This is a genomic window from Streptomyces sp. A2-16, assembly GCF_018128905.1.
Classification (GTDB): domain Bacteria; phylum Actinomycetota; class Actinomycetes; order Streptomycetales; family Streptomycetaceae; genus Streptomyces.
On sequence record NZ_CP063808.1, the window covers coordinates 2,173,373 to 2,190,871 of the forward strand.

At 69.4% G+C, this 17,499-nt stretch carries 11 protein-coding genes; 8 read left to right on the top strand and 3 right to left on the bottom strand.

Going from position 1 to position 17,499, the window contains the following annotated elements; all coding sequences use genetic code 11:
* Positions 1-64: 64 nt before the first annotated feature.
* Complete coding sequence (gene hflX / locus IOD14_RS09940) at positions 65-1,561, top strand: GTPase HflX (protein WP_123992026.1); 1,497 nt, start codon at positions 65-67, stop codon at positions 1,559-1,561.
* Positions 1,562-1,717: 156 nt separating this feature from the next.
* On the opposite strand, the gene IOD14_RS09945 is transcribed toward hflX, so the two are convergent.
* On the bottom strand, positions 1,718-2,947 hold the full coding sequence (locus IOD14_RS09945) for a hypothetical protein (RefSeq protein ID WP_212670067.1): 1,230 nt from the start codon (positions 2,945-2,947) through the stop codon (positions 1,718-1,720).
* A 425-nt stretch (positions 2,948-3,372) separates the two neighbouring features.
* On the opposite strand from IOD14_RS09945, the gene IOD14_RS09950 reads away from it, so the two are divergent.
* The 4 genes from IOD14_RS09950 to IOD14_RS09965 all read left to right on the top strand — a co-directional run bounded on the left by IOD14_RS09950 (position 3,373) and on the right by IOD14_RS09965 (position 10,906).
* Complete coding sequence (locus tag IOD14_RS09950; protein WP_249126257.1) at positions 3,373-4,926, top strand: diaminobutyrate--2-oxoglutarate transaminase family protein; 1,554 nt, start codon at positions 3,373-3,375, stop codon at positions 4,924-4,926.
* A 787-nt stretch (positions 4,927-5,713) separates the two neighbouring features.
* Positions 5,714-7,657 (top strand): IucA/IucC family protein, encoded by a 1,944-nt coding sequence (locus IOD14_RS09955; protein WP_123992029.1) that lies wholly within the window; start codon positions 5,714-5,716, stop codon positions 7,655-7,657.
* Between the two features lie 38 nt (positions 7,658-7,695).
* Positions 7,696-8,577 (top strand): GNAT family N-acetyltransferase, encoded by an 882-nt coding sequence (locus IOD14_RS09960; protein WP_212670069.1) that lies wholly within the window; start codon positions 7,696-7,698, stop codon positions 8,575-8,577.
* A gap of 310 nt (positions 8,578-8,887) precedes the next feature.
* Entirely contained in the window at positions 8,888-10,906 is a 2,019-nt protein-coding gene (locus tag IOD14_RS09965) for an ATP-dependent DNA helicase (protein WP_212670070.1), read from the top strand.
* A 141-nt stretch (positions 10,907-11,047) separates the two neighbouring features.
* Here the strand turns inward: IOD14_RS09965 and lexA are convergent, their stop codons facing one another.
* Positions 11,048-11,827 (bottom strand): transcriptional repressor LexA, encoded by a 780-nt coding sequence (lexA, locus tag IOD14_RS09970; protein ID WP_057613273.1) that lies wholly within the window; start codon positions 11,825-11,827, stop codon positions 11,048-11,050.
* Positions 11,828-12,388: 561 nt separating this feature from the next.
* Between lexA and nrdR the strand changes: the two genes are divergently transcribed.
* The 3 genes from nrdR (at position 12,389) to IOD14_RS09985 (ending at position 16,880) form a co-directional block, all read left to right on the top strand.
* Positions 12,389-12,967 carry a transcriptional regulator NrdR gene (gene nrdR, locus IOD14_RS09975; RefSeq protein WP_212670071.1) on the top strand — a complete coding sequence of 193 codons (579 nt, stop codon included), beginning with the start codon at positions 12,389-12,391 and terminating at the stop codon, positions 12,965-12,967.
* 162 nt (positions 12,968-13,129) lie between these two features.
* The gene (locus IOD14_RS09980) at positions 13,130-16,030 is read left to right on the top strand and encodes a vitamin B12-dependent ribonucleotide reductase (RefSeq protein WP_123992033.1); all 2,901 of its coding nucleotides are present in this window, start codon (positions 13,130-13,132) and stop codon (positions 16,028-16,030) included.
* 142 nt (positions 16,031-16,172) lie between these two features.
* Positions 16,173-16,880 carry a DUF6215 domain-containing protein gene (locus tag IOD14_RS09985; RefSeq protein WP_212670072.1) on the top strand — a complete coding sequence of 236 codons (708 nt, stop codon included), beginning with the start codon at positions 16,173-16,175 and terminating at the stop codon, positions 16,878-16,880.
* 4 nt (positions 16,881-16,884) lie between these two features.
* Here the strand turns inward: IOD14_RS09985 and IOD14_RS09990 are convergent, their stop codons facing one another.
* Complete coding sequence (locus IOD14_RS09990) at positions 16,885-17,409, bottom strand: TerD family protein (protein ID WP_212670073.1); 525 nt, start codon at positions 17,407-17,409, stop codon at positions 16,885-16,887.
* Positions 17,410-17,499 lie beyond the last annotated feature (90 nt).

The window sequence follows — 17,499 nt, forward strand, 5'->3', positions numbered from 1 at the left end:
CGGGGTACTCGTGCGTTGAGACACATGACCGCCGAATCGGAATCCCCATCGACGTAAGGATCAAATGACCTCCTCTTCATCCCCTTCCCAGGACACGCAGCGCCTCGCGCACACTTACGCCGAAGGTCTTCGGGCCGATGCCCTGATGGAAGAGGACGTCGCCTGGAGCCACGAGATCGACGGAGAGCGGGACGGCGAGCAGTTCGACCGCTCCGAGCGCGCGGCCCTGCGCCGCGTAGCCGGCCTCTCCACCGAGCTCGAGGACGTCACCGAGGTCGAGTACCGGCAGCTCCGTCTGGAGCGGGTCGTCCTCGTCGGCGTCTGGACCACGGGGACCGCGCAGGACGCCGACAACTCCCTCGCGGAGCTCGCCGCCCTCGCGGAGACCGCCGGCGCACTCGTGCTCGACGGCGTGATCCAGCGCCGCGACAAGCCCGACGCGGCCACCTTCATCGGTTCCGGCAAGGCCCTGGAGCTGCGTGACATCGTCGTGGAGTCCGGCGCGGACACCGTCATCTGCGACGGCGAGCTCAGCCCCGGCCAGCTCATCGCCCTGGAAGACGTCGTCAAGGTCAAGGTCATCGACCGTACGGCCCTGATCCTCGACATCTTCGCCCAGCACGCCAAGTCCCGAGAGGGCAAGGCGCAGGTCGCGCTCGCGCAGATGCAGTACATGCTGCCGCGACTGCGCGGCTGGGGTCAGTCGCTGTCCCGTCAGATGGGCGGCGGCAAGGGCGGCGGCCTCGCCACCCGTGGTCCCGGTGAGACCAAGATCGAGACGGACCGGCGTCGGATCCGCGAGAAGATGGCGAAGATGCGCCGGGAGATCGCGGACATGAAGACCGGCCGCGAGATCAAGCGCCAGGAACGCAAGCGCCACAAGGTGCCCTCGGTCGCCATCGCGGGCTACACCAACGCCGGCAAGTCGTCCCTGCTCAACCGCCTCACGGGCGCGGGCGTCCTGGTCGAGAACGCCCTGTTCGCGACCCTGGACCCCACCGTCCGCCGGGCAGAGACCCCGAGCGGCCGTCTGTACACGCTGGCCGACACCGTCGGTTTTGTACGACACCTGCCGCACCACCTGGTCGAGGCGTTCCGCTCCACCATGGAGGAGGTCGGCGAGTCCGACCTGATCCTGCACGTGGTGGACGGCTCGCACCCGAACCCGGAGGAGCAGCTGGCCGCCGTACGCGAGGTGATCAGGGACGTCGGCGCCACCGGCGTCCCCGAGATCGTCGTGATCAACAAGGCCGACGCTGCGGACCCGCTGACGCTCCAGCGGCTGATGCGGGTCGAGAAGCGCTCCATCGCGGTCTCGGCCCGGACCGGCCAGGGCATCACCGAGCTGCTCGCCCTGATCGACAACGAACTGCCCAGGCCGTCCGTCGAGATCGAGGCGCTCGTGCCGTACACCCACGGCAAGCTGGTCGCCCGCGCCCATGACGAGGGCGAGGTGATCTCCGAGGAGCACACGGCGGAGGGCACCCTGCTCAAGGTCCGGGTGCACGAGGAACTGGCCGCGGATCTGGCGCCGTACGTGCCGGCACCGGTTGTGGCCTGAGTGCCGTAGCTCTGCTGAGAGGCCCGCCCCTTCGAGAAGGGGCGGGCCTTCGGCGTGTTCGGTCGGTGAGCCGTGGTCGCGGTCGCGACCGTGGGCGTCCGGACGGTTTGAGGGGTGCAGGGCCGGGTGGCCCGGGGGTCGGGGGAGTCGGGGACGTCACTGCCCCGCGAACTTCTGACTCACCGAGTCGTACACCCCCTCGGCCACCTCACCCAGCCGGGGGCCGGCCAGCCAGCCCGCGTTCACCGGGCCGATCGAGGTGTTGGACACCAGCGCCGGCTCTCCGTCCGCACCCGCCGCGACCCAGCCGCCGCCGGACGAACCACCGGTCATAGTGCAGCCGATCCGGTACATCGTCGGATCCGAGGCGTTGATCGACAGCCGTCCCGGCCGGTCCTGGCACTGATACAGCGTCTCCCCGTCGAACGGCGCCGCCGCCGGATACCCGCTGGCCGTGATGGTCTCGACCCTCGGCACCGCCGGAGCGGCGAAGTTCACCGGCAGCGCCGAACCGACCGTCTCCTCCAACGACTTGCCGGTCCCGCCCTCCTCCGGCGTCACATGGATGACGGCGAAGTCGTACGGCGCACCGGCCCCACCCGTCGGACCGCCCTGCGCGATCCACTGGTCCGAGGTCCGCGCCCAGTCGGCCCACCAGACGCCGTACGGAGCCACCTCGTCCTCGGTCGCACCGGCCAACTCCGCTGCCGACAGGGCCCGGTCGTTGTACGACGGCACGAACGCGATGTTGCGGTACCAGCCGCCGCTCCTGCCCGCGTGCACACAATGCCCCGCCGTCCACACCATGTTCGACCTGCCCGGGTTGGCCGGGTCCTCCACGACCGTCGCCGAACAGACCATCGTGCCTTCGGGGGAGTCGAAGAACACCTTGCCCGCCACAGGGACCTTGTCGTGGTACGTAGGCGACACGGCCCTCGCGTCCACCGGCGCCGGCTCGGGGTCGGTCACTCCCTGGTCACCCGAGAGGTCGCTGTCCTGGACACCGCGGTCGGGGTCCTGGGCCTCCCGCATCCGCTCCGGATCCCACAGACCCTCGATGATGGGGTTGATGTAGTCCTGGGCCTCGCGCAGCCAGTCGTCCCTGTCCCAGTTCTTCCAGTCGCCGTTCTTCCACTTGTCGATATCGATCCCGTGTTCCTTGAGCTCGTCCCTGATGTCGTCCGGGATCGTGATCTTGCCGTCCCCCTCCGACGGTGAGGAGGCGGAGGCCTGCGCGTTCGCCTCCGGATCGCCGGAGCCGCAGCCGGTGGCGGTCAGTGCCAGCACCGAAGCGAGGGCCATGGCGGCCAGCACAGGTGAGCTTCTGCGGCGCCCGCCCCCAGAGCCTTCGCCGCGAGCGGACAACGACAGTGGTTCGTATCGCATGCTCTGCCTCCCCCTGGTGTGGACGAACCCGGCGCCGGAACCGGGGACTTCCCGCAGACGACCCGTGAGTCCACCCCCCGGCACCGCGCCTTGGAACGGCATCACACACTATGCGCCCGCTATGGGCGACTTCCGACGGAACCGCAACAGTTCCGTCACGCCAAAGATCTTCAGACAACCCGTAACCCGATGAACAGTCCGGGGTTGGTAGCGATGGGGGCTCGCCGCCGACGGGCGGTGCGGTCCCCGGCGCCACAATCCCCGGCGTTCTCCCGACAGTCGGGGCATCGATGTGCCGAGATGTCGAGCAAAGGATCCCGGGGTTCCGTATGTCGGGGCGGGCGAGTCCGCGCGAACCGCCTGCCCCCGCACAGCGCGACGACGGGAGAACCATGGCCGTGACCGAGACCGCACCCGGGGAGGCCATGGCGGCCCCCACCGCCGTCGCCGAGCCGTCGCAGGCCCGCTCCGCGCACGAGGGGATCCTGCGGCGCCAGTCGGCCCGCGAATCGGCGGCCCGCACCTACGCCCGAGCCCTGCCGATCGTCCCCGTACGCGCACGAGGCCTGACCATCGAGGGCGCCGACGGCCGCCGCTACCTCGACTGCCTCTCGGGTGCCGGCACCCTGGCCCTCGGACACAACCACCCCGTGGTCCTGGAAGCCATTCGCAAGGTCCTCGACTCGGGCGCGCCCCTCCACGTCCTCGACCTGGCCACCCCCGTCAAGGACGCCTTCACCACCGAACTGTTCCGCACTCTTCCTCCCGGACTGGCCGGCCACGCACGCGTGCAGTTCTGCGGCCCGGCCGGCACCGACGCGGTGGAGGCCGCCTTCAAGCTCGTACGCGCCGCGACCGGCCGCAACGGCATGCTCGCCTTCGCCGGCGCCTACCATGGCATGACCTCCGGCGCGCTCGAAGCGTCCGGCGACGCCCTCGACGTACGGGTCGCCCGGCTGCCCTATCCGCAGGACTACCGCTGCCCCTTCGGGGTCGGTGGCCCCCACGGCGCCGAACTCGCCGCCCGCTGGACCGAATCCGTCCTTGACGACCCCAAGTCCGGGGTGCCGCTGCCCGCCGGGATGATCCTCGAACCCGTCCAGGGTGAGGGCGGGGTCCTCCCGGCCCCGGACGAGTGGATGCGGCGCATGCGCCGGATCACCGCCGATCGCTCGATCCCGCTCATCGCCGACGAGGTCCAGACGGGAGTCGGCCGCACCGGCGCCTTCTGGGCCGTTGAGCACAGCGGCATCACCCCTGACGTGATGGTCCTCTCCAAGGCCATCGGCGGCAGCCTGCCACTCGCTGTCGTCGTCTACCGCGACGACCTCGACGTCTGGGAACCCGGCGCCCACGCCGGCACCTTCCGCGGCAACCAACTCGCCATGGCCGCGGGCACGGCCACGATGGCCTACGTCCGCGAGAACGGCCTCACGGAACGCGCGGCCACGCTGGGTGCGCGGATGCTGGCTCAACTCCGTGAGCTGAGCCGGGAGTTCGCCGTCGTCGGTGATGTGCGGGGGCGGGGGTTGATGATCGGGGTGGAGATGGTGGAGGGGGAAGGGGAGAGGGAGAGCAAGTGGGAGGGACGGGGCCTCGGTGCGCCCGGTGGCTCCGGTGATTCCGGTGTCTCTGATGGGGTGAGTGGGTTCGGTGGGGCCGCCGGATCCGCTGGTGCGAGTGCCGCGATGACGCCCCGCGCCGTTTCGTCTCCTCGCCCTGCCTCCCCCGAGCTTGCTGCCGCCGTCCAGCGAGAGTGTCTCAGGCGTGGCCTGATCGTCGAGCTCGGTGGCCGTCACGCGAGCGTCGTCCGCCTGCTCCCGCCTCTGACGATCACTGACGAACAGGCCACCGCCGTCCTCGACCGCCTCGCCGACGCCGTGGCAGTGGTGGCCCGCGATCACGGACCCGGTGGCAGGAGGCAACAGCATCACCGAGGTCGGAGCTGGGGCGACGGGGCGGTGACGTCGGCGGGGTGACGGCTGGAGCTGAAGGGACAGCAAAGGCTGGTGCCTTGGCTGAGGCTGCTGGAGCGCCGGTAGCCGACGTGCTGGCGGCTGACTCCGGCAGAACGGCAAACGGTTCCGTGGCGGTTGGTGTGGACGGAGCGGCAGCGGTCGGCGTCCTGGCTGGAGCCGCCGTACATGAAACCGGCTTAGCAGCCATGGCTTCGGCCCGCACGGCAGCTTCCCCCGACGCTGGTTGGCAACCGTACTTGGGGCCGAGGCCGGGCCTGGGGGCGGTGTCGATGCTGGGGCGCGCGGCGAAGCCAGGGCCGGGGTCGGATTCAGGAGCCGGAGCCGGAGTTGGAGCCGAGGTCCGGACTCGGTCCGGAGTCGGACCTGGGTCCGGAGTCGAGGCCGGAGCTGGATCGGAAGCCGGAGCCGGAATCGGAGCCAGAGTCGGTGTTGGCGAAGGGGTTGGTGTTGGCGGTGGCGTTGAGGCTCGGGTCGGCGCTGCACCCGGAGTCGGTCCGGAACCCGAAGCCCGGCCCAGCCCCGCAAATGCCACCACCCCCTGCGCCACAGACCGAACCGTCGCCCGACATCCACTTCCACAGCCACCGACGCCCCCGAACGACCGCCACCACGCTGATCGCGCACTGGCCCCTTCACGAACACCCCCTCCACGACCCCACCCCTCACCGCCACCAGCTCCCGACCAGCCGCTCCGGACCGGCACGACAGCCCCAGCCTCAACGAGACAGCAGCTCGCCGAGTCAGATCCACCCCTCCAAGGCAGAACCACCCCCGAGGAACCCCGAACTTGAACACCACCCCCACCCCCCACGGCCCCACCCCCACGCATCCGCGTAACTCCTCCGACACAGCGCCCGCCCCACAACGCCTCTCCCGCCCGGACCGCACCCCGCCCCAGAGCGGGCCGCCTCAACAGGAACGCCTGCGTGACGCCACCGCAGACCCCCTGAACCACCCTGACCCGCACGCTGCCGCCGAAGCCGCGACCGTGGAGAATCTGCTGCGCTGCTGGGTGCGCGAGACCGACCTGCCGGCCCCTGCGAGCGGCACGCTCCGCATCCCCCTCCCCGCCAGTGGCACCTCCCTCCTCGTCCCCGTCCACTACTGGTCCCCGACGGGCTGGCACCGCTTCGGCCTCCCCCGTCTCGCCAACGTCTCCGAACAGGCCCCGCCGGTCGATTCCGTCACCGTCGCGGCGCTGCTCACCCGAGAGTCGCCGGCTGCGGAAGCCCCCGGTTCCGCACGCGGCGCCGACCTCGTGGCCAGGGTGGCCGACTCCGTCCGCCGCACTGCCACCTTCGTCCGCGAGCGCCGCGAGAACCCCGACGACGGCCCCGATCTCTTCCTCAGCGCCGAACAGGCGCTCGTCCTCGGCCACCCTCTGCACCCGGCCCCGAAGAGCCGCGAAGGTCTCTCCGAGGCCGAAGCGGCCCTGTACTCACCCGAATTGGGCGGCTCCTTCCCCCTGCACTGGCTCGCTGTCGACCCCTCGCTCCTCGCCACGGACTCGGCCTGGACCGAGCGCGGTCGCCCCGTCACCGCCGCTCAGCTCACCCAACGCCTGGCCGGCCCCGACCTGCCGCTGCCGGACGGACACACCGCCCTGCCGCTTCACCCCTGGCAACTCCGAGAGGTCTGGCACCGTCCGGAGTCCGCCCCTCTCTTCGCCACCGGACTGCTTCGAGACCTGGGCGCCCACGGCTCTCCCTGGTACCCCACCTCTTCCGTACGCACTGTCCATCGATCCGGTGCTCCCGCCATGCTCAAGCTCTCCCTGGGCCTGCGCATCACCAACTCCCGACGCGAGAACCTCCGAAAGGAACTCCATCGTGGTGTCGAGGTGCACCGGCTCCTGCGCGGCGGCCTGTCCAAGGAGTGGCAGGCGGCCCACCCGGCGTTCGACATCGTCCGTGATCCGGCCTGGCTCGCCGTCGACGGACCCGACGGCAGTCCCGTCCCCGGAATCGACGTGATGATCCGGCACAACCCTTTCAGTCCTTCGCACGACGTCTCCTGCATCGCAGGACTCGTCTCATCCCGCCCCCACGCCCGAGCTGGTACCGCCGGGGACCGACCGGACAGAGGCCGCCCGGAGTCGGACCGACCGGCCTGGCGGTCCCGGCTGGGCGAAGTCGTCACCCGCCTTGCCGCCCGCACCGGCCGCCCGCGAGGTGCCGTCGCCGCCGAGTGGTTCCTGCGCTACCTGGAACACGTCGTCCGCCCGGTGCTGTGGCTCGACGGCGAGGCGGGGATCGCGCTGGAAGCACACCAGCAGAACACCTTGGTCCTGCTGGACGGCGACGGCTGGCCCGCCGGTGGCCGCTACCGCGACAACCAGGGCTACTACTTCCGCGAGTCCCGACGAGCGGAACTCGACGCCCGGCTGCCCGGCATCGGCGCGCACAGCGACACCTTCGTCTCCGACGAGGTCACCGACGAACGCTTCGTCTACTACCTCGCGATCAACAACGTCCTCGGCCTCGTCGGTGCCTTCGGCTCCCAGCGCCTGGCTGACGAACGGCTGCTGCTGGCCGCCTTCCGCCGCTTCCTCGCCGGCGTGGCCTCCGGACCCACCCGACTGCGTTCCACGCTCCCCGGCCGCCTGCTCGACTCACCCGTCCTGCGCTGCAAGGCCAATCTGCTGACCCGCGTGCACGGCCTGGACGAGCTCGTCGGACCGGTCGACACCCAGTCCGTCTACGTCACGATCGCCAACCCCCTTCACTCCTGAGGAACATGACCCACCCCGTCTCCTGAGAGGAGCACCCCGTGTCTCCCCCCGACGCCCCTGCCGACGCCGTGCCCGCTCCCTTGCCCGACTTCGGCTCCGGCACCCGCCCCGACCCGGGCGTGGACGGGTCTGCCGGGGGCGCCGGACGGAGTACCGACCACGAGGACACACTGGATCTGCGCCTGCCGGACGAACTCATCGCGCTCTTCGACGCCGGACCGTCCTCCGCAGCCGCAGCCGCAGCCGCAGGCCCAGCCCCAGCAAGCGGCACCGACCCCGTGGCCGGACACGGGCAACTGGCCCCGGGTGACAGCGCCGGGCTCCCCGCCTCAGGCACCTCGGCCGGCGATGACCTGCTCGACGGGGTCGCCGAGTGGGGCCCGATCACGACCCCCGCAGGCCCGTTCCAACTCGTGCCCGTGCGCGTTGAACGCGACCTTCCCCTCATCTGCCGCTGGATGAACGACCCCGCCGTCGCCGCGTTCTGGGAGCTGGCCGGGCCCCAGAACGTGACGGAGGACCACCTGCGGTCCCAACTGGGCGGCGACAGGCGCAGCGTCCCCTGCCTGGGGGTACTGGAAGGCGTCCCCATGAGCTATTGGGAGATCTACCGGGCAGACCTGGATCCGCTGGCCCGCCACTATCCGGCCAGGCCGCACGACACCGGTATCCATCTCCTCCTCGGCGCCGTCAGTGATCGGGGGCGTGGTCTCGGCAGCGCTCTGCTCAGAGCTGTCGCCGATCTCGTGCTCGACAAGCGGCCCGCCTGTGCCCGCGTCATCGCGGAACCCGACCTTCGCAACATCCCGTCCGTCACCGCCTTTCTGAGCGCAGGGTTCCGGTTCTCCGCCGAAATGGACCTGCCCGCCAAACGGGCAGCCCTCGTGATCCGAGACCGGTCCCTGCGCGATCTGATGTAGCAATGCGTCATCGTGCAATCACTTTTGGTACACCGCTCGCGCCGAGTCGGTTCCCACTCTCCGCGAGACTTTTTCCAACGGCCCCGACCGCACCGCTTCCGCCACATCACCCTGCGGGACATCGATCAATTCCGACCCCCTCCGGACCGAAGTCGGTCCCGACCGGACCGCACCCGGCCGAAGGCGAACGAAGTCGTGCCGATCCGTCGACATCCCGCCCCTTCACCGACCAGCTCCGGGTCTTGATCCCACCCCTCGTCCCCGCCTTGATCACCCCTTTGTCAGTGCAGCGCCGTAGGGTGGTCGCGCTATGACGAAGCCCTCACTCCCCGAACTCCTGCATGCTGCCGTCACTGCCGTCGGCGGTACGGAGCGCCCCGGCCAGGTGACCATGGCCGAATCCGTCGCGGACGCGATCGATGACGGTTCCCACCTGCTGGTGCAGGCCGGCACCGGTACCGGAAAGTCGCTGGGCTACCTCGTGCCCGCGCTCGCGCACGGAGAGCGGGTCGTCGTCGCGACGGCGACCCTGGCCCTGCAGAGACAGCTCGTCGAGCGGGACCTACCGCGCACGGTCGACGCGCTGCACCCGCTGCTGCGCCGCCGCCCGGAGTTCGCGATGCTCAAGGGCCGGTCGAACTACCTGTGTCTGCACCGCCTCCACGAGGGCGTCCCGCAGGACGAGGAGGAGGGTCTCTTCGACCAGTTCGAGGCCGCCGCGCCCACCAGCAAGCTGGGCCAGGACCTGTTGCGGCTGCGGGACTGGTCGCAGGACACCGAGACCGGCGACCGCGACGACCTCACGCCGGGCGTCTCCGACCGTGCCTGGGCACAGATCTCCGTGTCCTCCCGCGAGTGCCTCGGAGCCACGAAGTGCGCCTACGGCGCCGAGTGCTTCGCCGAAATGGCCCGCGAGCGCGCCAAGCTCGCCGAGGTCGTCGTCACGAACCACGCGCTGCTCGCGATCGACGCCATCGAAGGCGCCCCCGTCCTTCCACAGCACGAGGTGCTGATCGTCGACGAGGCGCACGAACTGGTCTCCCGGGTCACCGGCGTCGCCACCGGCGAGCTCACCCCGGGCCAGGTCAACCGGGCGGTGCGCCGCGCCGCGAAGCTCGTCAACGAAAAGGCCGCCGACCAGCTCCAGACCGCCGCCGAGGGCTTCGAGCGGCTGATGGAGCTCGCCCTGCCCGGCCGGCTGGAGGAGATCCCGGAGGATCTCGGCTACGCGCTGATGGCCCTGCGCGACGCCGCCCGTACGGTCATCTCCGCGATCGGCGCGACGCGCGACAAGTCCGTCCAGGACGAGGACGCGGTCCGCAAACAGGCGCTGGCCTCCGTGGAGTCGGTGCACGACGTGGCCGAGCGGATCACGAACGGCTCGGAGTGGGATGTCGTCTGGTACGAGCGCCATGATCGCTTCGGCGCCTCACTGCGCGTGGCCCCCATGTCGGTGTCGGGCCTGCTGAGGGAGAAGCTGTTCGCGGACCGCTCCGTGGTCCTGACCTCGGCAACCCTGAAGCTGGGCGGCGACTTCAACGGCGTGGGAGCGTCCCTGGGGCTCGCCCCGGAGGGAACCGAAGGCGACGACCTGCCGCAGTGGAAGGGCCTCGATGTCGGTTCGCCCTTCGACTACCCCAGGCAGGGCATCCTCTACGTCGCCAAGCACCTCTCGCGTCCCGCGCGTGACGGTGACCGCGTGGACATGCTCGACGAACTGACGGAGCTCATCCAGTGTGCCGGCGGCCGCACCCTGGGGCTCTTCTCCTCCATGAGGGCGGCACAGTTGGCCGCCGAGGAACTCCGCTCCCGGATCCCGGAGTTCCCGATCCTTCTCCAGGGCGAGGAGACCCTCGGCGAGCTGATCAAGAACTTCGCGGCCGACCCGAAGACCTGTCTCTTCGGCACGCTGTCGCTCTGGCAGGGCGTCGACGTGCCCGGCCCCAGCTGCCAGCTGGTCGTCATGGACAAGATCCCGTTCCCGCGCCCAGACGACCCTTTGATGAGCGCCCGCCAGAAAGCGGTGGAGGAAGCGGGCGGGAACGGCTTCATGGCGGTCGCGGCCACTCACGCCGCCCTGCTCATGGCACAGGGCGCCGGCCGCCTCGTACGGGCCTCTGGGGACCGTGGCGTGGTCGCCGTCCTGGATCAGCGGCTGGCCACGGCGCGGTATGGAAGCTATCTGAAGGCGTCACTGCCCGACTTCTGGTACACCACGGACCGTAACCAGGTGCGGAAGTCGCTTGCGGCGATCGACGCCGCGGCCAAGGTCATGGAAGCGGCGGAGCTCGCCGCCGAGGCGGAGAAGGCGCAGGCGGCCGTCGAGTGATCGCCGGTTGGGCTGCCCAGGCACCGGGCAGCCCAACCGGCCATGCACAGCGACCCGGAGTCGGGGCCGGACAGCACAGGGCCCCGGAACCGGCGCAGGGGTTCCGGGGCCCGGTCGGGTCGGCGAGGCCGGTCGCGGGGCTCAGACGCGCCGCAGGACCGCGACTACCTTGCCGAGGATGGTCGCGTCGTCGCCGGGAATGGGCTCGTACGCGGAGTTGTGGGGGAGCAGCCAGACATGGCCGTCCTCGCGCTTGAAGCGCTTGACGGTGGCTTCGCCTTCGAGCATCGCAGCCACGATGTCGCCGTTCTCGGCGACGGGCTGGCGGCGCACGGTGACCCAGTCGCCGTCGCAGATCGCGGCCTCGATCATCGAATCGCCGACGACCTTCAGGACGAACAGCTCACCGTCACCGACGAGCTGGCGGGGCAGAGGGAACACGTCCTCGACGGATTCCTCGGCGAGGATCGGGCCACCGGCGGCGATCCGGCCCACCAGCGGGACGTACGACGCGGCGGGCTTGCCCGCGGTGTCCGTGGGCTGCACCGAGGCGCCCTGGTCCGAGCCGCGCACCTCGTACGCGCGCGGACGGTGCGGGTCGCGGCGCAGGAAGCCCTTGCGCTCCAGTGCCATCAACTGATGTGCCACGGACGACGTGCTGGACAGGCCGACTGCCTGGCCGATTTCCCGCATGGACGGCGGGTAGCCGCGCCGCTGGACGGAGTCCCTGATGACCTCGATCACCCGGCGCTGCCGGTCGGTGAGTCCCGAGCTGTCCGCCCGGATGCCTGGAGGTCGCCCCGGCAGGGACCGCTTGTGTCCCTCGGGATTCACGGCTTCGTTCATCGCATGCACCGGCTCGAGTCGGCCCTGGGAACGGTCCTGGGCAGTGATGGTGGCACTGTCTGCGGTCGTGGTCACGTCGGCCCCTCTCGATGGTCTCCCTGCTGGACAACGGTAGTTGCTTTCGAAAGGTTGCGCCAAACACACGTTCGAGTGAAAAAACGTGAATAGCCTGTCGCGATCATGTGTCTGGGTGTATGGCTAACGCGCCGCCTGCCGAACAAAAGGGCCCATTGCTGTACTCTTCACCGCCGGACGGCGACCTCGCGGGTTGTTGCCCCAGTCTGCCATCCGGTGCTCCGCGGGCCGGGTAGCGGCTCCCATCTGTGCGGGAATCCCACGTCCCCTCCTTGTGGCGCCCACGGTATCTCCGCATCCGCCGCAGCGATACGGCTGTGCGCCGTGTTCGCCGGGCGCCGGGGCGGTCGTATGGCACAGGCTCATACAGGCGCGACACGCGTGTACGGCGTGTATGCCGTGCCAATCCCTACATGTAGTGCTTGGATTGCTACAGCAGCCCAGAAGTTGTGGTCCCCCGGGTCTCCACGCCCGCAGCGATCGCCTATGCTTGGGGCTGCTTCGAGGGGCCCATGGGGCTCAGCGAGGCTATTGAGTCTGCTGTGAGGAGGGTTGGAGTACATGCACTGCCCCTTCTGCAGGCACCCCGACAGCCGTGTCGTCGACAGTCGTACGACCGATGACGGCACGTCGATCCGCAGGCGCCGTCAGTGTCCGGACTGCTCCCGTCGTTTCACGACCGTGGAGACCTGCTCGCTGATGGTGGTCAAGCGGTCCGGGGTCACCGAGCCTTTCAGCCGTACCAAGGTCATCAACGGCGTGCGCAAGGCATGTCAGGGACGACCTGTCACCGAGGACGCGCTCGCCCAGCTCGGCCAACGGGTCGAGGAGGCGGTGCGGGCCACCGGAAGCGCCGAGCTGACCACCCATGACGTGGGTCTGGCCATACTCGGACCGTTGCAGGAGCTCGATCTCGTCGCGTATCTGCGATTCGCCTCCGTCTACCGGGCGTTCGACTCGCTCGAGGACTTCGAGGCCGCGATCGCGGAACTCAGGGAAGACACGGGACCGCCCGCCGCGGACGACGAGGACCGCGGAGAGGCTGCGGACGGCGAAGAGGCCGTCGTGGGGAGCCAGGAAGACGATCGCGGGCCCGGCGGGACTGCTCAAGTCCCCGTGCCCGCCCGCGCCGCCGACTGATCGGCGGGCCGGACCGGGCCAGGACCCCGGGCCGGCCGGACGGCGGCGAACCAGGACCTGTTGCGGGTCGTAGTGAGTGGGTGCCCGCAATACCAGACAGAACACCGTGCCACGGGAACAACGGGGCACTTCAGGGCGTTTTCGCCCGTACAGGGAGGCGGCATGACAGAGACGGCGAGCGGTCCGGCACGGAGTTCCCGCGCCAAGGGCACCAAGGCGGCTGCGAACAAGGGCCTGCGCATCGAGCGCATCCACACCACCCCCGGCGTGCACCCGTACGACGAGGTGGCCTGGGAGCGCCGTGACGTCGTCATGACCAACTGGCGCGACGGCTCGGTCAACTTCGAGCAGCGTGGCGTCGAGTTCCCCGACTTCTGGTCGGTGAACGCGGTCAACATCGTCACCAGCAAGTACTTCCGCGGTGCCGTCGGCACCCCCCAGCGCGAGGTGAGCCTCAAGCAGCTCATCGACCGCATCGTGAAGACCTACCGGAAGGCCGGCGAGGACTACAAGTACTTCGCCTCGCCCGCCGACGCGGAGATCTTCGAGCACGAGCTGGCGTACGCGCTCCTGCACCAGATCTTCAGCTTCAACAGCCCGGTGTGGTTCAACGTCGGCACGCCCCAGCCGCAGCAGGTCTCGGCCTGCTTCATCCTGGCCGTCGACGACTCCATGGAGTCGATCCTCGACTGGTACAAGGAAGAGGGCATGATCTTCAAGGGCGGCTCCGGCGCCGGCCTGAACCTCTCCCGCATCCGCTCCTCCAAGGAGCTGCTGTCCTCGGGCGGCAACGCCTCGGGTCCCGTCTCCTTCATGCGCGGTGCCGACGCCTCCGCAGGAACGATCAAGTCGGGTGGCGCCACGCGTCGCGCCGCCAAGATGGTCATCCTCGACGTCGACCACCCCGACATCGAGGACTTCATCGAGACCAAGGTGAAGGAGGAGGAGAAGATCCGCGCCCTGCGTGACGCGGGCTTCGACATGGACCTGGGCGGCGACGACATCACGTCGGTCCAGTACCAGAACGCCAACAACTCGGTCCGTGTGAACGACACCTTCATGAAGGCCGTCGAGACGGGCGGCAAGTTCGGCCTGACGTCCCGTATGACCGGCGAGGTCATCGAAGAGGTCGACGCCAAGGCGCTGTTCCGCAAGATGGCAGAGGCCGCGTGGGCCTGTGCCGACCCGGGCATCCAGTACGACGACACCATCAACAACTGGCACACGTGCCCGGAGTCCGGCCGTATCAACGGCTCGAACCCGTGCAGCGAGTACATGCACCTGGACAACACGTCCTGCAACCTCGCCTCGCTGAACCTCATGAAGTTCCTCAAGGACGACGGCAAGGGCAACCAGTCCTTCGAGGTCGAGCGCTTCGCCAAGGTCGTCGAGCTCGTCATCACCGCGATGGACATCTCCATCTGCTTCGCCGACTTCCCGACGCAGAAGATCGGCGAGAACACGCGCGCGTTCCGCCAGCTCGGCATCGGCTACGCCAACCTCGGCGCCCTGCTGATGGCGACCGGCCACGCGTACGACTCCGACGGCGGTCGCGCCCTCGCCGGGTCCATCACCTCTCTGATGACCGGTACCTCGTACAGGCGTTCCGCCGAACTCGCCGCGGTCGTCGGCCCGTACGACGGCTACGCCCGCAACGCCCAGCCGCACCTGCGGGTCATGAAGCAGCACTCCGACGAGAACGGCAAGGCCGTCCGCATGGACGACCTCGACACGCCGATCTGGGCCGCCGCCACGGAGGCCTGGCAGGACGTGCTGCGCCTTGGCGAGAAGAACGGTTTCCGTAACGCCCAGGCATCCGTCATCGCCCCGACCGGCACCATCGGTCTGGCGATGTCCTGCGACACCACCGGCCTTGAGCCCGACCTCGCGCTGGTCAAGTTCAAGAAGCTGGTCGGCGGCGGCTCGATGCAGATCGTCAACGGCACCGTCCCGCAGGCCCTGCGCCGCCTGGGCTACCAGGAGGAGCAGATCGAGGCGATCGTCGCCCACATCGCCGAGAACGGCAATGTGATCGACGCCCCCGGCCTCAAGCACGAGCACTACGAGGTGTTCGACTGCGCCATGGGCGAGCGCTCCATCTCCGCGATGGGCCACGTCCGCATGATGGCCGCGATCCAGCCGTGGATCTCCGGTGCGCTCTCCAAGACGGTCAACCTGCCGGAGACGGCGACCGTCGAGGACGTCGAAGAGGTCTACTTCGAGGCGTGGAAGATGGGCGTGAAGGCGCTCGCCATCTACCGCGACAACTGCAAGGTCGGCCAGCCCCTCTCCGCGAAGACCAAGGAGAAGGAGAAGACCGAGGTCACGGAGAAGGCCGAGGCGACCATCCGCGAGACGGTCGAGAAGGTCATCGAGTACCGCCCGGTCCGCAAGCGCCTCCCGAAGGGCCGTCCCGGCATCACGACGTCCTTCACGGTCGGCGGCGCCGAGGGCTACATGACCGCCAACTCCTACCCGGACGACGGTCTCGGCGAGGTCTTCCTGAAGATGTCCAAGCAGGGCTCCACCCTCGCGGGCATGATGGACGCCTTCTCCATCGCGGTCTCCGTCGGTCTCCAGTACGGCGTGCCGCTGGAGACGTACGTCTCGAAGTTCACCAACATGCGCTTCGAGCCGGCCGGTATGACGGACGACCCGGACGTGCGGATGGCGCAGTCGATCGTCGACTACATCTTCCGCCGCCTGGCGCTCGACTTCCTGCCCTTCGAGACGCGTTCCGCGCTCGGCATCCACTCCGCCGAGGAGCGTCAGCGCCACCTCGAGACCGGCTCCTACGAGCCGACCGAGGAGGAGGTCGACGTCGAGGGGCTGGCCCAGTCGGCGCCGCGCACCCAGGAGCTGAAGGCCGTCGCCACGCCGCGTGCCGAGGTCGAGGCGGCCAAGCCCGCCCCGCAGCAGGCCCACACCAGCGCCGAGCTGGTGGAGATGCAGCTGGGCATCCAGGCCGACGCTCCGCTGTGCTTCTCCTGCGGCACGAAGATGCAGCGGGCCGGTTCCTGCTACATCTGCGAGGGCTGTGGCTCGACCAGCGGTTGCAGCTGACGCCGAATGAGTCGCTAGGGGCGGTGCGGTCGGGAAACCGACCGCACCGCCCTCGGTCTTTTCCGTTTCTCCACGAGACGATCACAGGCTAGGCTCCCCCCGCGCACGACCGGCGCGAACGGCAGGGTGGGGACACGGGGACATGAGCGAGCAGCAGATGGTCGACGCCACGAAGAGCGTCGAGAGACCTGAGAAGGGCGTGAACGAGTGGGGGCAGGCACTCTCGGCCCTGGTGGTGGTCGGGGGCCTCGCGGCTCTTTTGTTGTCAGGGACCTTTCAGCAGAAGTCCAGTGACCCCGAAGCGGCGGCCTGTGAGGCATCGGACGACGCCAGGCCGTCGAAGCCGGTCTCCGGCGTGCAGTTGTGCACGGCGCTCAATCGTGCGGAACTGCCCACGCTGCTCGGTACACCGACCGAGTACGTGATGAACGCCAGCGGCAACGAGAGCATGAGCAACTGGGCCGACGGCACCAAGACCGTCACGCCCGAGGCGGAGATCCAGCTGGCCACGTACTCCGTGAAGCTCTCGACGTCCGACGAGGACATCCCGGTGGCCGAGATGGCCGGCTTCCTGGGGAGCCGGGTGGAGAACAGGTCCATAGGCGGGCACCCGGCGGTCCTCTACTCGGACCGGACCATCGCCCTCAACTTCAACCTCGGTGGCGGCAAGGTCGACACCGGTCCCGGCGGTATCGCCCGCAGCCTGCTGGTCGCCAAGGACGCCAAGGACGGCGGCGGCTTCTACGAGGTCTCCATATGGCGTCAGGACGACGTCGTACCCGATGACCTCGCGTTGCTCCGCGTCGCCGAGGCGGTGCTGCCGACGGTCCCGGGCTGGACCGCCGGCTGACGTCCTACGCCCGGCCCATGCTCCGGGTGAAGGTCGCGGGGTCGTCCTCGTAGCCGTTGATCCCGGGGTGGAAGTCCCAGGTGCCGGACTCCTGACGCACGAACTCCGCGACCCGCGCCGCCGTGGCGCCGAGGACGCCGCCGAAGTCGTCCTCGGCCAGAACCGTGTAACCCTCGCGGATCCGCAACGCCGGGTTGATCACACCGACGAAGGTGCGGGGTGCGGAGCGCTGCTGGATCACGGCGCCGACGACCACGCGCGTGTACCGGGCGTCCAGACGGTCGAGTTCGAGGGTCATGACCTCGTCCCAGCCGAAGCCCTTGCCGTCCTTGCTGTCCCGGTTCAGATAGATGGTGCCGTCGGGGGAGCGGCTGTCGAAGTGCACCACGTAGGCGGGATCGCCGTACGGATCGCCCGCCACGTAGGTCGCGGCAACGATGTCCAGGTCGGTGGGCGGCTGCCCCGCCGGACTCGGATCCCACTTGAGCGAGACTTCGACCTTGCGGATCCCCTTGTTGATGCCGCTCACCAGATTCTCCCCTTCCCCCAGTGCCCACGGTCCGAACTGCCGGTCAGGCAGGACCGGTTGTCCATCCTGCCACGCGCGTGTGTCACTCGT

What these genes read in the sequence shown, in the direction of transcription:
- IOD14_RS09950 (WP_249126257.1), top strand. Translation starts at nt 3,373, where the DNA reads ATGGCGGCCCCCACCGCCGTCGCCGAGCCGTCGCAGGCCCGCTCCGCG.
- IOD14_RS09945 (WP_212670067.1), bottom strand. Translation starts at nt 2,947, where the DNA reads ATGCGATACGAACCACTGTCGTTGTCCGCTCGCGGCGAAGGCTCTGGG.
- hflX (WP_123992026.1), top strand. Translation starts at nt 65, where the DNA reads ATGACCTCCTCTTCATCCCCTTCCCAGGACACGCAGCGCCTCGCGCAC.
- IOD14_RS09965 (WP_212670070.1), top strand. Translation starts at nt 8,888, where the DNA reads ATGACGAAGCCCTCACTCCCCGAACTCCTGCATGCTGCCGTCACTGCC.
- nrdR (WP_212670071.1), top strand. Translation starts at nt 12,389, where the DNA reads ATGCACTGCCCCTTCTGCAGGCACCCCGACAGCCGTGTCGTCGACAGT.
- IOD14_RS09980 (WP_123992033.1), top strand. Translation starts at nt 13,130, where the DNA reads ATGACAGAGACGGCGAGCGGTCCGGCACGGAGTTCCCGCGCCAAGGGC.
- IOD14_RS09985 (WP_212670072.1), top strand. Translation starts at nt 16,173, where the DNA reads ATGAGCGAGCAGCAGATGGTCGACGCCACGAAGAGCGTCGAGAGACCT.